The organism is Candidatus Marivariicella sp. (assembly GCF_983056325.1).
Genome location: NZ_CEZOWA010000007.1, coordinates 40,369 through 54,833 on the forward strand (window position 1 = coordinate 40,369; position 14,465 = coordinate 54,833).

Sequence of the window (14,465 nt, forward strand, 5' to 3'; positions counted from 1 at the left end):
ATAAAAAATGAAATATCTTTGCTAAAATTACTTATGATGAAAGTCTCCAAAATTCCGTATAATTTAGTTAATATTTATCCAGAATTAATCAAGGACTACCAAGATGAAAATGAAGGTTTAATTTCATCAACAACATTTTTCCCAAATATCGATTCACTTGAAAAATTTTCAAAATTAAAATCAAATGAATTTACAAATGAAAACAGACAAAAACTAGTTCAAGTCTTCAACGAGCAATATTCTAAAATAGATATTTCAAAGAATGTTTCTCAAAATTTAAATTTACTATCTAATAAAAACACTTTCACAATAACAACAGGACATCAATTGAGTTTAATGACTGGTCCTTTGTACTTTATTTATAAAATTGTAAGTATCATAAAGCTTTCTAAAATCATGAATAAAAAGAAACCTGGAAATAATTATATTCCAGTTTTTTGGATGGCTTCTGAGGACCACGACTTTGAAGAAGTTAGTAGTTTTTATTTTAAAGGTAAGAAGATCTCTTGGAAAGAGTCTACTGGAGGGCCAGTGGGAGAGTTTAGCTTGAAAAACCTTGATTGTTTGAGCCTATTCATAAAAGAAAAGCTTGGGAACTCGAAGTCATCGTCAACTATTGAATCAATGATAAAAAAGTGCTATTTTAAATCTAAAAACTTATCTGAGGCTACTTTTAGAATAGTAAATAGTCTTTTTTCTGAATACGGTTTATTGGTTTTAGATCCTAATTCAAAAAAATTAAAGGAAACAATGATTCCTTTCTTCAAAGATGAATTATTTAATCAGAAATGTGTTAAATACGTTAATAATCAAATTGGAATATTAAAAAATGATTATGACAAAAACTATAACCCTCAAGTAAATCCCAGAGAAATAAATCTTTTTTATATAAATAAAGGTCAAAGAACAAGAATTTTAAAAACTAAAACAGGGTTTGAATTAAGTAACTTAAATAAAAAATTCACTAGAGATTCAATCGAAAAAGAATTAATTGAATTTCCAGAAAGATTTTCACCAAATGTTTTATTACGTCCTCTGTATCAAGAAGTAATTCTTCCAAATATTGCATATATCGGAGGAGGAGGAGAGATTTCTTATTGGCTGCAATTAAAAGCTTTTTTTATTAATCAAAAAGTCACCTTGCCTATATTAATTATTAGAGATTCAGCTATTTTAATTACTTCCAAAACTTCAAAAAAAATTAATAAGCTCAATCTTTCATATTCTGATCTATTGAATGGTCGAGATTATACAATTAACAATAAAATAAAGGAACTTTCAAGTATTGATTTAGATTTACAATTTTTGAAGACAAAACTCGAATCACAATTTAGATATTTGGAAAAAATGGTTTCTAAAACAGATTCTTCATTTGAAGGTGCAGTTAAAGCTCAAAAATCAAAACAATTTAAGGGTATTAATAATCTTGAAAAAAGATTATTAAAAGCTCAAAAAAGAAAACTTAATGATCAGGTTCAAAATATAGAATTAATTCATAAATCTTTATTTCCAAATAATAAACTTCAAGAAAGAACTGAAAATTTCTTTGAGTACTATTTATATTTCGGTCACAATTTTATTCCAGATTTGATTGATAATTTCAATCCATTAAGCAAAGAATTTATTGTTTTAGAATCTAAATAAAATTATAAAATTGTTTTATTTAAAATTTCTTGCCTAATAAATAATTGTATTTTTGATTATGCAAGATAAAGTACTTATACTTGATTTCGGATCACAATACACCCAGTTAATAGCCAGAAGAGTTAGGGAGTTATTTATTTATTGCGAGATAATACCATTCGACAATCCTCCAAAGGATTATTCCTTATTCAGTGCGATAATTTTATCTGGATCTCCGCATTCAGTGAGAAATGACGATCCGCCTCATATTGATCTTTCTTTAGTAAAAGGAAAAATACCTTTATTGGGTATATGTTACGGAGCTCAATATTTAGCATATTTTTTTGGAGGAAAGGTTAATATGTCTAGATCGAGAGAATATGGTAGAGCCAATTTAAAAAATATAGATTCAAAATCTTTACTTTTTAGAGATATTCCTGATAATAGTCAAGTTTGGATGAGTCATGGAGATACGATCAATAAACTGCCAAGTTCATCAAAACGAATTTCAAGCACCACTGATGTTATTAATGCTGCTTTTGAAATTAATGGGGAAGCAACTTATGGAATTCAATTTCATCCTGAAGTTTACCACTCTTCTCATGGTCTAAAATTACTGGAAAACTTTTTGGTAAAAATATCAAAAATTAAACAAGATTGGACACCCGATTCTTTTGTTGATATGACAATTGAAAAGCTAAAAAACAAAATTGGAAACGATAAAGTTATTTTAGGTCTCTCAGGTGGTGTAGACTCAACTGTTGCAGCGGTTTTATTGAATAAATCTATAGGTAATCAATTATTTTGTGTTTTTGTTAATAATGGTCTCTTGAGAAAGAATGAGTTTGATTCAGTTTTAAAACAATATAAGGGCATGGGTTTAAATGTTAAAGGAGTTGATTCTTCGAAATTGTTTTTAAATAATCTAAAAGGTGAACCAGACCCCGAATTGAAAAGGAAAATTATTGGTAATACTTTTATAGATGTTTTTGATGAGGAAGCAAATCAAATTAAAGGGACTGCGTGGCTAGCACAAGGAACTATATATCCTGATGTAATTGAATCTATTTCGGTTAATGGACCTTCGGTAACAATTAAATCTCATCATAACGTTGGTGGATTACCTGACTTTATGAAGTTGAGTGTCGTTGAACCTCTAAGAATGCTTTTTAAAGATGAAGTTCGTAGAGTTGGAAAAAGTTTAGGAATTGATTCAAAAATTCTTGGAAGACACCCTTTTCCAGGCCCCGGTTTAGCCATAAGAATTTTAGGCGCAATTACCCCTGAAAAAGTGGGAATATTACAAGAAGTGGATTCTATTTTCATTGAAGGCTTAAAAAAGTGGGAGCTGTATGATTCTATATGGCAAGCTGGCGCTATTCTTCTTCCGGTTAAAACAGTAGGGGTTATGGGTGACGAGAGAACCTATGAAAAGTGTGTGGCGTTGAGAGCTGTTCAGTCAACTGATGGTATGACAGCAGACTGGGTTGATTTACCTCATAATTTTCTGCAAAAGATATCAAATGAAATTATAAATAAGGTGCCAGGAGTAAATAGAGTAGTTTACGATATTAGCTCCAAGCCTCCTGCAACAATTGAATGGGAATAGCTATTATTTTTTATGAATTATAAAGTTCAAATTAAGTTAATATTTTTAATTCTATCTATTTCAACTGGATACAGTCAGGTTGATTCTATACCTCAAAAATTTATAATTCACAAAGTTCAAAAGGGAGATAACGTATATAATCTTTCGAAAAAATATAACATAAGTAAAGAACAAATTGAAAGTTATAATCCAAGAATTGCTAAAAGAGGTTTGAGACGAAGAATGCAAATAAGAATACCTGTTTATACTAGGTTTTTAATTGAAAAAAAAATATCTGAAAAAAAAATATCTGAAAAATTTAATACATATTTTGTTAAACCTAAAGATACTAAATGGAGAATTGCTTATACTTATGGAGTCACCGTTGATGAGTTAGATAAAATAAACCCAAATATAAAAGAAGGACTTAAGTTTGGACAAACTATAGTTTTACCGATTAAATTTGATCAAGAAGTAAAAATCATAGAACCAGATTTTTATTATTACAAAATTAAACCCAAAGAAGGATATTATAGGATTGAAGTTAAAACTGGAAATAATAAATTCACTATAGATTCTCTTAATCCAAATGTTATTGATGAAGGGTTAAAATCAGGTATGATTTTAAAACTACCAAAAACTTCTTCAATGAATTTAAAAGTAGACAAAAACCAGCTTCTTTCAGAAAAAACAATGCTTCAAGATTCAGTTTTTTTAAAGAAAAAAATAAATTTAGTTTACTTCCTTCCATTCAAAACATCTATAATTGAATTTAATTCCTTAAATAAAACATACAGGTATTTAAAAAGAAGAACGATATCATCAATTGCCTTGGATTTTTATGCTGGTTCAGTTTTAGCCATGGAAAAAGCAAATGACATTGGAATAGAAATCAATGCAAAAATATTTGATTCTCAAAATAAAAAAAGTGAAATACAAAAGCATATTAACGATCTTAATCCTCAAGAAATTGATGCGATAATTGGACCGATGTTATCTGAAAATTTTGATTTCTTATCTTCAAAAAACATGTTTAAAAGTGTTCCTAAAATTGCACCATTGTCATCAAAATCAGTAATTATGCGAAATGGAGTTTTTCAAAGTGTCACATCTAAATCATTTATTCGTGATGAAATGAAGAGGTATCTCAACAATACGATTAATAAAGATGATAATGTTTTAATTATCACAGACTCTATAAACAGAAATATTGAGAGAGAACTAAATTCTCTTTTTCCAAACTCTATTAATTTAAGACCTGAATTAGGAGACTTTTTATTACCAGAACTAGTTGATTCTTTAATTGTAGATACCCTTCCAAATAAAATTATTTTAGAAACTGAAAAATTTACTTTAATTTCAAGTGCATCATCACAAATACGTTCTCAGCTTAGTGATGAAAAAAAAATAAAGCTTTTTACAACATTTCATGGTTCATCATATGAAAATTCTAATCTTTCAAATAAATTATTTGGAGATCTTATGTTTACATTCATGTCCGATTATTATCCAAAAAATGTTGATGACACAATATTGATCGAGAAATTTATAAATCGTTTTGGAATTCCACCAAATAAAACTTCGATTAGAGCTTTTGATTTAGTGTTTGATTTAATTTTAAGAATTGCAACTTATAATGATTTATATTCTAGTTCTAAAATCGGTGAAACGGAATACAATAATAATAAGTTCAATTATGTTCCAGTTAACAAAGGAGCTTATATTAATCAAGGGTACTATTTACTTCAGCATAAATTATATGATGTTTCAGAAATAAATAAATAGTATTTTGAGTATAACACCATTCATATTTTGTAAATTTGAGCCCGGTATATAAAGATATATATAGTATGTCAAAAACAAAATACATTTTCGTTACCGGGGGCGTTACCTCATCTTTAGGTAAAGGTATCGTTGCTGCCTCTTTAGCAAAGCTTCTTCAGTCTCAAAAGTTTAGAGTAACTATCCAAAAGTTTGATCCATACATAAACGTGGATCCAGGCACATTAAACCCATATGAACATGGTGAATGTTATGTTACAGATGATGGTGCTGAAACTGACCTTGATTTGGGTCATTACGAGCGTTTCTTAAATGTAAAAACCTCTCAAGCTAATAACGTTACAACTGGAAGAGTATACCAGAGTGTCATAGAAAAAGAACGTAGAGGAGAGTTTTTAGGGAAAACAGTCCAAGTAGTTCCTCACATTACTAATGAAATCAAAGAAAGAATACTATTATTAGGTCAAACGGGAGATTATGATATAATTATAACAGAAATTGGTGGTACAGTAGGTGATATTGAATCTCTCCCATATATAGAGGCTGTTAGGCAACTAATTTATGAGCATGGCGAAAATAATGCAATGACGATTCATTTGACATTGATACCGTTTTTATCTGCAGCGGGGGAACTCAAAACCAAACCAACTCAACATTCAGTCAAAACATTAATGGAGAGTGGAATTAAAGCAGATGTTTTAGTTTGCAGAACTGAACATGAGTTATCAAACGATTTAAGAAAAAAATTAGCATTATTTTGCAATGTTAAATACGAAGCGGTTATTCAATCCATTGATGTTGAAACTATTTATGATGTTCCACTAAAGATGCAAGATGAAGGTCTTGATCGGGTGGTAATAGAGCGTTTGAATTTAAAACCAAAACAGTCTCCAGATCTAAAAAAATGGAAGGAGTTTTTGATCAAATACAAAAACCCTAAGGATAAAGTTAAAATTGGATTAGTAGGAAAGTATGTTGAATTACAAGACTCGTATAAATCAATATTAGAAGCATTTATTCATGCAGGAGCTGCCAACGAAGTTGAGGTTGAGGTTATTACAATTCATTCGGAATTTATATCAGAGAATAATAATATTTTGAAGCTAAATGATTTGGATGGAGTACTTGTTGCTCCAGGTTTTGGAGAAAGAGGTATTGAAGGAAAAATTAAAGCAGTTGAATTTGTTAGAATCAACAAAATTCCTTTTTTTGGCATTTGCCTTGGGATGCAAATGGCTGTAATAGAATATTCAAGAAATGTTTTAGATCTAAAAGAAGCTAACTCAACTGAAATGACTGAGAGTACTATAAATCCAGTCATAGATTTGATGGAAGATCAAAAAAATATTAAAAATAAAGGAGGGACTATGAGATTAGGTTCTTGGGAATGTTCTTTATCGAAAGGCAGTTTATCAAATAGGATTTATGATAAAACTTTAATAAAGGAACGTCATCGCCATCGTTACGAATTTAATAACAAGTATAATGATATAATGTTTTCACTGAACTTAAGAGCTACTGGTTTTAACCCTCAAACTGGTTTAATAGAAATAATTGAAAATATTAATCATCCATGGTTTATTGGAGTTCAGTTTCATCCAGAATATAAAAGCACAGTTTCTGAGCCTCACCCATTGTTTGTTTCTTTTATTGAAGCTGCACTAAAATATTCTAAATCAAAAAACTAAATGGAAGAAGAAAAATTTGATCCATACAAATTTATTGGAATTATATTAATAGCGTTGATACTAACATGGATGTTGTTCCGTAATGAAAACACAGTCATTCAAAACTCCAATATTGCAGAACAAGAATCGTATTCAGATACTGCAACATTAGAATCAAAAACTAAATCGGCTTCAGGTGTAAAAGTCACAAATAATTCGTCACAAAATGACCAATTAAATCAATCGTATGGGGTTTTTTCAAAATGGTTAGAGCCGAAAAGTACTGATGAATTGGTTTTAGAAAATAAAGATTTAAAATTTTTAATTAGTACCAAAGGAGCAAATTTGTCACTTGTAAATTTAAAAGAATTCTCAAATCATTTAGATAAGCCACTAAATCTAATTTCTGAAAATAATCATCTAATAAATACGACTCTTAAAACTCGTCTAGGTCTATTATTTGATACTAAAAATATTTATTTCGATATTGTCAAATGGGAAAAAAATAATAGTAGCCAATCTGTAATACTTAGGGCAGCTATTTCTGAGTTTAAGTTTTTAGAATTTAAATACACCCTTCCAAATAAAGGCTATAAGTTAGGTTTTGAAATCAGATCTGAAGGTCTTGAGGATATCTTTGTTTCAGATGATTTTGTTTTAAATTGGAGTACGGATTTATTTAGAAACTCAAAGAGCATAGATTATGAAAGTCGTTACACTCAATTAACCTATTTATATGAAGAAGATAAAGTTGATAATTTGTCTCTTTCAGGCGAAGATGAAGAAATAGAAAATAATATTAGATGGATTTCCTATAGACAGCATTTCTTTAGTTCAATCCTAATTCCAGATAATTTAATTAATGAGGTATCTTTTAAGTCAAAAGATCTAACTATAGACGAGAATCTTGAAAAAAGATACACAAAAAGACTAACTAGTGCTTTTAAATTACAGAGACAGAATGGGAATATATTATCAAAAATGAGTTTTTATTTTGGTCCAACTGATTATCAAATTTTAAAATCTTACGGTAGTTCACTTGAGTCTTCTGTTCCCTTAGGTTGGGGAATTTTTGGATGGATAAATAGATTTATATTTCTTCCTCTTTTTGCATGGCTAGCTGGTTTTTTCCCTTACGGAATTGCAATTATAGTTTTAACAATCATAGTTAGATTAACAATGTCTCCTGTTGTTTATAAATCTTACGTGTCTCAAATTAAAATGAAGGTTTTGAAGCCTGAAATTGAAGAGATTACTAAGAAATACAAAAATGATGCAGTTAAAAAACAACAAGAAACTATGAGTTTATATGGTAAGGCTGGTGTTAATCCCATGTCCGGTTGTATTCCTGCTTTAATTCAGCTTCCAATCTTCTATGCTTTATTTTCGTTTTTTCCAGTAGCTTTTGAATTACGTCAAAAAAGTTTTTTATGGGCTGATGATTTATCTTCATATGATTCAATTTTTGAACTTCCATTTTCAATTCCATTTTATGGTGATCATATTAGTCTTTTCCCAATATTGGCATCTGCAGCAATTTTTGTGTATACATTAATGACAACAGGTCAGCAGGCAATGCCTCAGCAAGAAGGTATGCCAAACATGAAATTTATTATTTATATGATGCCACTAATGATGTTATTGTTTTTTAATAATTATGCAAGTGGGTTAAGCTTATATTATTTCATTTCAAATACCTTAACCATTCTGTTGATGTTGGTTATTAAAAATTTCATAATTAAAGAAGATAATATTAAGGCTCAAATTGCAGAAAACAAGAAAAAACCAAGAAAAGTTGGTGGTTTTTCACAGAAGCTTCAAAAGGCTATGGAAGCAGCAGAAGCACAAAAGAAAATTAATCAACAAGGAAGAAAGTAGTTTTTAATACTCTTTGTATTTTTCTCAAGCATAATTGTAACTTTGATGTATGAAAAGTAAAAGGGTTGTTGTAGGTCTTTCGGGTGGAGTAGATTCAAGTGTTGCTGCATATTTACTAAAAAAAGAAGGCTACGATGTTATAGGTCTTTTTATGAAGAATTGGCATAACGAGGAGGTTACTATTTCTAACGAATGTCCTTGGCTTGAGGATAGTTATGATGCAATTATGGTGTCTCAAAAACTAGGTATCCCGTTTCAGACTGTAGATCTAAGTAAAGAATATAAAGAGAGAATAGTTGATTATATGTTTGATGAGTATTCAAACGGAAGAACACCTAACCCTGATATTTTGTGTAACAAGGAAATTAAATTTGATTTATTTTTGAATATTGCAATTTCATTAGGTGCTGATTTTATTGCAACTGGTCATTATTGTCAAAAACATATAAAAGAAATTAAAAATAAAACAGTTTTTCAATTAATTGAAGGTGCTGATTCTAATAAAGACCAATCTTACTTTTTATGTCAACTCAATCAATACCAACTTCAAAAATCACTTTTTCCAATAGGGCATTTAAAAAAAGATGAAGTTCGTAAAATTGCAAAAGCTCAAGGTTTAGTAACTGCTGAAAAAAAAGATTCTCAAGGATTATGTTTCGTAGGAAAAGTTAAGCTTCCCGAATTCTTAAAACAAAAATTAAGTCCAGTTCAAGGGGATATTATTCAAATACCTAATGATTCAAATAAATATACGTTTAGAAATTCAAGTAAATCAAATGAAAACATATCAATTCCTTTAAGTTATTGTAAAAATGATGGGAAAAGAGTAGGAACCCATCAGGGTGCTCATTTTTATACTATTGGTCAGCGAAAAGGCTTATTTATAGGTGGAACAAAGAAACCTCTTTTCGTTATTTCTACTGATATAAAATCAAATATAATTTATGTTGGTGAAGGTAGTTCTCACCCTGGTTTATTTAGAAAATCCTTAAGAGTTTCTTTAGATAAAGTTCATTGGATTCGTGAAGATTTAATTTTGAGTGAAGGACAATCTATTTCTGTTAGCGCCAGAATTAGATATAGACAACCTTTGTTTTCAGCAAATATTTTACAAAAAAAGGATTATTTGTATGTCTATTTTGATAAAGAGCAATCAGCTGTTACACCAGGTCAATTTATAGCATGGTATATTAATAACGAACTCGTTGGTTCGGGAGTTATATTGGGATAATAAAAAAAGTCTAATTTTTAAATATCCTTTACTTTAGAGCTTCAAGAAATTTTTCGAATAAAAATGGGTTGTTAACCTTATGAATTGAAATCTAACTCAATTTGATTATTAATAATATCACTAAACTCCTCTTTCTTTCTGATTAGGAATGCTTTATTTTTATACCATAATATTTCAGCTGGCTTTAGACGTGAGTTATAATTGTTTGACATAGTAAAGCAATATGCCCCTGAATTCTTAAATACTAAAAGATCTCCTTCTGAAATTTCGGAAATCTCTCTATTGTTGGCAAAAGTGTCTGTTTCACATATATATCCAACAACTGAATAAAATCTTTTTCTTCCTTTAGAATTAGAAATATTTATTATTTCATGATATGAATTATAAAACATAGGTCTGACGAAATGGTTAAAACCACTGTTTATCTGAGCAAAAACAGTAGAAGTTGTTTGTTTTATTGAGTTTACGGATGTGATAAAATATCCAGCTTCACTTACTAAAAATTTACCTGGTTCAAATGCTAAATCTATTTTTTTACCATATATTTTACAAAATTCATTAAACCTTATGCTTAATTTCTCTCCCAACTCTTCAATATCTGTCTCAATGTCGCCTTCTTTATAGGGAACTTTAAATCCACTACCGAAGTCAATAAATTCAAGATTTTTAAATTTTAATGCATTTTCAAATAGTATTTCTGATGCATATAAAAAGACACCAATATCTAAAATATCACTCCCAGTGTGCATATGAATTCCATTAATACACATTTTTGTATTTTCAATTATCCTCACTAAAAGGGGAATTTGATGGATTGAAATTCCAAATTTTGAATCAATATGTCCAACTGAAATATTCGAATTCCCTCCTGCATTTATATGAGGGTTTATTCTTATACAAACGGGAGTGTCAGGATTTTTTCTTCCGAATTGTTCTAAAATGGATAAGTTGTCAATGTTAATTTGAACCCCCAATTTTGAAACAGACTCAATTTCATCAATAGATACTCCATTTGGGGTGAAAATTATCTTAGATGGATCAAAGCCAGCGATTAAACCAATTTTAACCTCCTCTATTGATACTGTATCTAGACCTGACCCTAAAAATTTCATCAATTTTAATATTGAAATATTAGATAAAGCTTTGACAGCGTAATGAATTCTTAAACCCGAGACATTTGAAAATGCATTTAGAAGTCTATTGTATTGACTTTCAATTTTATTTGCATCATAGATGTATATGGGATTTCCAAATTCTTCAGATATTGATATTAGTTCCTTTTCTTTCAATTATTTTAGTTATCAAATCTATTGATAGATTATAATTATTAGTTAAAAATAAAAAATATATTATATTAATACATAATTGTTAAATTAATATCGATTAAATAACTGTTTTAACATATTGATTTTTATTTTTGTTGATATATCATATAAATTATGAATCTACACGAATATCAAGGTAAAAGTATACTAGAAAATTATGGAGTTGCAATTCAAAACGGTATTGTTGCTGATAATTCTAATGACGCTGTAAAAGGAGCAGAAAAATTAAAAGAACTTACAGGGACTGAATGGTTTGTGGTTAAAGCACAAATACATGCAGGTGGACGAGGTAAAGGAGGAGGGGTGAAATTAGTAAAATCTCTTGAAGAATTAAAACAAGTTTCGGATAGCATATTAGGAATGCAATTAATTACACCTCAAACACCACCTGAAGGAAAAAAAGTAAATAAAATTTTAGTAGCTGAGGACGTTTATTATCCAGGAAATTCTGAGCCAAAAGAATTTTATATTTCTATTTTACTTAATAGATCTTCTGGAAAAAATATGATTATGTATTCGACAGAGGGAGGTATGGATATTGAAGCGGTTGCTGAGAAAACACCACATCTTATTTTTAATGAAGAAATCGATTCAGCTCTTGGACTACTCCCTTTTCAAGCTAGAAAAATTGCTTTTAACTTAAGCTTAAAGGGAGCAGCATTTAAGTCAATGCTTAAATTTATTTCAAATTTATATAAAGCTTATGTTGGATCAGACTCTTCATTATTTGAAATTAATCCAGTTCTTAAGACTTCTGATGATAGAATTATTGCTGTAGATGCCAAAGTTAGTATAGATGATAACTCTTTATTCAGACACCCTGATTTTGCAAATCTCAGAGATTTAGATGAAGAAAATCCAATTGAAGTTGAAGCTGGCGAAGCAGGACTCAATTATGTTGATTTAGATGGAAATGTTGGATGTATGGTTAATGGAGCTGGACTGGCCATGGCTACTATGGATTTAATTAAACAATCTGGTGGATCTCCTGCAAATTTTCTTGATGTAGGCGGAACTGCTGATGCTGAAAGGGTAGAATTTGCTTTTCGATTAATTCTAAAAGATCCAAAAGTTAAAGCAATACTTGTTAATATATTTGGTGGAATTGTGAGGTGTGATAGGGTAGCTCAAGGAATTATTGATGCATATAAAAATATGGGTGATGCCATTAAAGTCCCAATAATAGTTAGGTTACAAGGAACTAACGCAAAACAAGCAAAAACTTTAATTCAAAACTCAAAATTAGATGTGATAGCAGCCACAGCTTTCGAAGAGGCAGCAAAAAAAGTTCAAGAAGTTTTGGAATAATTATAATTTTGATTTTTCGAGTTGTAAAGCTTTAATTTGGTCTCTAAGTGATGCTGCTTCAATGAAATCTAATTCTTTAGCCGCTTTTTCCATATTTTTTCTAGTATTTCGAATTGCTTTTTCGAAATCTTCCAGACTTTTAAATTTGCTAAGTGAATTTATAAGCCTTTGTTGTTCAATTTCTTTGGAATAGGTAGAAACCGAATTTTTAGCCAAAACATTGTTTAAGGATTTATTTAAAGATCTTGGCTTTTGATTGTTCTTAATATTATATTCAGTCTGTTTTTTTCTTCTATATTCAGTATCATTAATCGTTTTATTCATACTGTTAGTAACTTTATCTGCGTACATTATGGCTTTTCCATTTAAATTTCTAGCTGCTCTTCCTACAGTTTGAGTAAGAGATCTAGCGCTTCTTAAAAACCCCTCTTTATCCGCGTCAAGAATTGCTACTAATGATACTTCTGGAAGATCTAAACCCTCTCTAAGTAAATTTACTCCAACTAAAACATCAAACTTTCCTAGCCTCAGGTCTTGCATTATTTCTACTCTTTCTAGTGTGTCAACATCGCTGTGAATATATCTACATCGAATACTAACTTTAGATAGATATGCAGTAAGTTCTTCAGCCATTCTTTTTGTTAAAGTGGTTACAAGAGTTCGTTCGTCATTTTCAATTCTTTTTTGAATTTCATCTATTAAATCATCAATCTGATTTAAACTAGGTCTTACTTCAATCTCTGGATCCAACAAGCCAGTTGGCCTGATAATTTGTTCAATTACAAAACCTTCTGTCTTTTGTAGCTCATAATCTGCAGGTGTTGCACTCACATACATAATCTGATTTTGTAATCCTTCAAACTCTTCAAATTTCAGAGGTCTATTATCCATTGCCGCGGGAAGACGAAATCCATAGTTGACAAGATTCTCTTTTCGTGACCTGTCTCCTCCATACATAGCATGAACCTGTGAAATAGTAACATGACTTTCATCTATTACCATTAAATAATCATTTGGAAAATAATCAAGTAAACAAAATGGTCTGGTTCCAGGATTTCTTCCATCTAAGTATCTTGAGTAATTTTCAATACCTGAACAATACCCTAATTCACGAATCATTTCTAGATCAAATTCAGTTCTTTCTTTAAGTCTTTTTGCTTCTAAATGCTTACCAATCTCTTTGAAATATTCAACTTGCTTAACTAAATCAGTTTGTATTTGATGGATAGCATTTTGAAGAATATCTGGAGATGTTACGAACATATTTGCTGGATATATTGTAACTCTTTCTTGAGAATCAATTATTTTATTATTAATAGGGTCAAAGGATTCAATTTCATCAATTTCATCTCCAAAAAAATGAATTTTATAAGCCGTATCTGAATACCCTGGGTAAATATCAATTATGTCTCCCTGAATCCTAAAGTTACCTCTTTCAAAACTAGCAGTTGTCCTTGAATAGAGACTCTGAACTAATTTTTTAAGAAGAATTGTCCTAGATATTTTTTGGTCTTTATCTAATTTAATTATATTTTTTTGAAACTCTACAGGATTTCCAATTCCATATAAGCATGATACTGATGCCACAACTATTACATCTCTTCTTCCGGAGAGTAAAGATGAAGTTGTACTTAATCTTAATTTTTCTATTTCTTCATTTATTGAAAGATCTTTTTCAATATAAGTACCACTAACAGGCATATATGCTTCGGGTTGATAATAGTCGTAGTAAGAAACAAAGTATTCAACAGCATTGTTAGGAAAAAACTGCTTGAATTCAGAGTATAATTGTGCTGCTAAAGTTTTATTATGCGCCAAGACCAGTGTAGGCTTTTCAATTTCCTCAATCACATTAGCAACAGTAAAAGTTTTACCAGAACCAGTTACCCCTTGGAGAGTTATGTACTTTTCATTTTTCTCAAAACTTGATACTATTTCTTTGATGGCATCAGGTTGATCTCCAGTAGGAAGGAACTCAGAAACAATTTTAAATTTCATTTTTAAACTTTAGGTACAAAAGTATGTGATTTATTGTTTCTTTTGAATTTCTTTTCAAGTAGTAA

9 protein-coding genes are annotated in these 14,465 nt (G+C 29.8%); 7 read left to right on the plus strand and 2 right to left on the minus strand.

Annotation, left to right across the window (positions count from 1 at the left end; all coding sequences use genetic code 11):
- The first annotated feature begins 36 nt into the window (after positions 1 to 36).
- The 6 genes from bshC (at position 37) to mnmA (ending at position 9,769) form a co-directional block, all read left to right on the plus strand.
- Entirely contained in the window at positions 37 to 1,644 is a 1,608-nt protein-coding gene (gene bshC, locus AC3ATN_RS03465; RefSeq protein ID WP_487531841.1) for a bacillithiol biosynthesis cysteine-adding enzyme BshC, read from the plus strand.
- Between the two features lie 58 nt (positions 1,645 to 1,702).
- On the plus strand, positions 1,703 to 3,232 hold the full coding sequence (gene guaA / locus AC3ATN_RS03470; protein WP_487531842.1) for a glutamine-hydrolyzing GMP synthase: 1,530 nt from the start codon (positions 1,703 to 1,705) through the stop codon (positions 3,230 to 3,232).
- A gap of 12 nt (positions 3,233 to 3,244) precedes the next feature.
- Positions 3,245 to 4,996, plus strand: a complete 1,752-nt coding sequence (locus AC3ATN_RS03475) for a LysM peptidoglycan-binding domain-containing protein (RefSeq protein WP_487531843.1) — start codon at positions 3,245 to 3,247, stop codon at positions 4,994 to 4,996.
- 65 nt (positions 4,997 to 5,061) lie between these two features.
- Positions 5,062 to 6,681 carry a CTP synthase gene (pyrG, locus tag AC3ATN_RS03480; protein ID WP_487531844.1) on the plus strand — a complete coding sequence of 540 codons (1,620 nt, stop codon included), beginning with the start codon at positions 5,062 to 5,064 and terminating at the stop codon, positions 6,679 to 6,681.
- Positions 6,682 to 8,538 (plus strand): membrane protein insertase YidC, encoded by a 1,857-nt coding sequence (gene yidC / locus AC3ATN_RS03485; protein WP_487531845.1) that lies wholly within the window; start codon positions 6,682 to 6,684, stop codon positions 8,536 to 8,538.
- Between the two features lie 49 nt (positions 8,539 to 8,587).
- Positions 8,588 to 9,769: a tRNA 2-thiouridine(34) synthase MnmA gene (mnmA, locus tag AC3ATN_RS03490; RefSeq protein ID WP_487531846.1), complete on the plus strand. Its 1,182-nt coding sequence runs from the start codon at positions 8,588 to 8,590 to the stop codon at positions 9,767 to 9,769.
- A gap of 77 nt (positions 9,770 to 9,846) precedes the next feature.
- Here the strand turns inward: mnmA and lysA are convergent, their stop codons facing one another.
- Positions 9,847 to 11,058, minus strand: coding sequence for a diaminopimelate decarboxylase (gene lysA / locus AC3ATN_RS03495; protein ID WP_487531847.1), 1,212 nt, complete (start codon positions 11,056 to 11,058; stop codon positions 9,847 to 9,849).
- Between the two features lie 150 nt (positions 11,059 to 11,208).
- Here lysA and sucC point away from each other — a divergent pair, with 150 nt between their 5' ends.
- Entirely contained in the window at positions 11,209 to 12,402 is a 1,194-nt protein-coding gene (sucC, locus tag AC3ATN_RS03500) for an ADP-forming succinate--CoA ligase subunit beta (protein ID WP_487531848.1), read from the plus strand.
- On the opposite strand, the gene uvrB is transcribed toward sucC, so the two are convergent.
- Positions 12,403 to 14,400, minus strand: a complete 1,998-nt coding sequence (gene uvrB / locus AC3ATN_RS03505; RefSeq protein ID WP_487531849.1) for an excinuclease ABC subunit UvrB — start codon at positions 14,398 to 14,400, stop codon at positions 12,403 to 12,405.
- Between the last annotated feature and the right edge of the window lie 65 nt (positions 14,401 to 14,465).

What these genes read in the sequence shown, in the direction of transcription:
- bshC (WP_487531841.1), top strand. Translation starts at nt 37, where the DNA reads ATGAAAGTCTCCAAAATTCCGTATAATTTAGTTAATATTTATCCAGAA.
- guaA (WP_487531842.1), top strand. Translation starts at nt 1,703, where the DNA reads ATGCAAGATAAAGTACTTATACTTGATTTCGGATCACAATACACCCAG.
- AC3ATN_RS03475 (WP_487531843.1), top strand. Translation starts at nt 3,245, where the DNA reads ATGAATTATAAAGTTCAAATTAAGTTAATATTTTTAATTCTATCTATT.
- pyrG (WP_487531844.1), top strand. Translation starts at nt 5,062, where the DNA reads ATGTCAAAAACAAAATACATTTTCGTTACCGGGGGCGTTACCTCATCT.
- yidC (WP_487531845.1), top strand. Translation starts at nt 6,682, where the DNA reads ATGGAAGAAGAAAAATTTGATCCATACAAATTTATTGGAATTATATTA.
- mnmA (WP_487531846.1), top strand. Translation starts at nt 8,588, where the DNA reads ATGAAAAGTAAAAGGGTTGTTGTAGGTCTTTCGGGTGGAGTAGATTCA.
- sucC (WP_487531848.1), top strand. Translation starts at nt 11,209, where the DNA reads ATGAATCTACACGAATATCAAGGTAAAAGTATACTAGAAAATTATGGA.
- uvrB (WP_487531849.1), bottom strand. Translation starts at nt 14,400, where the DNA reads ATGAAATTTAAAATTGTTTCTGAGTTCCTTCCTACTGGAGATCAACCT.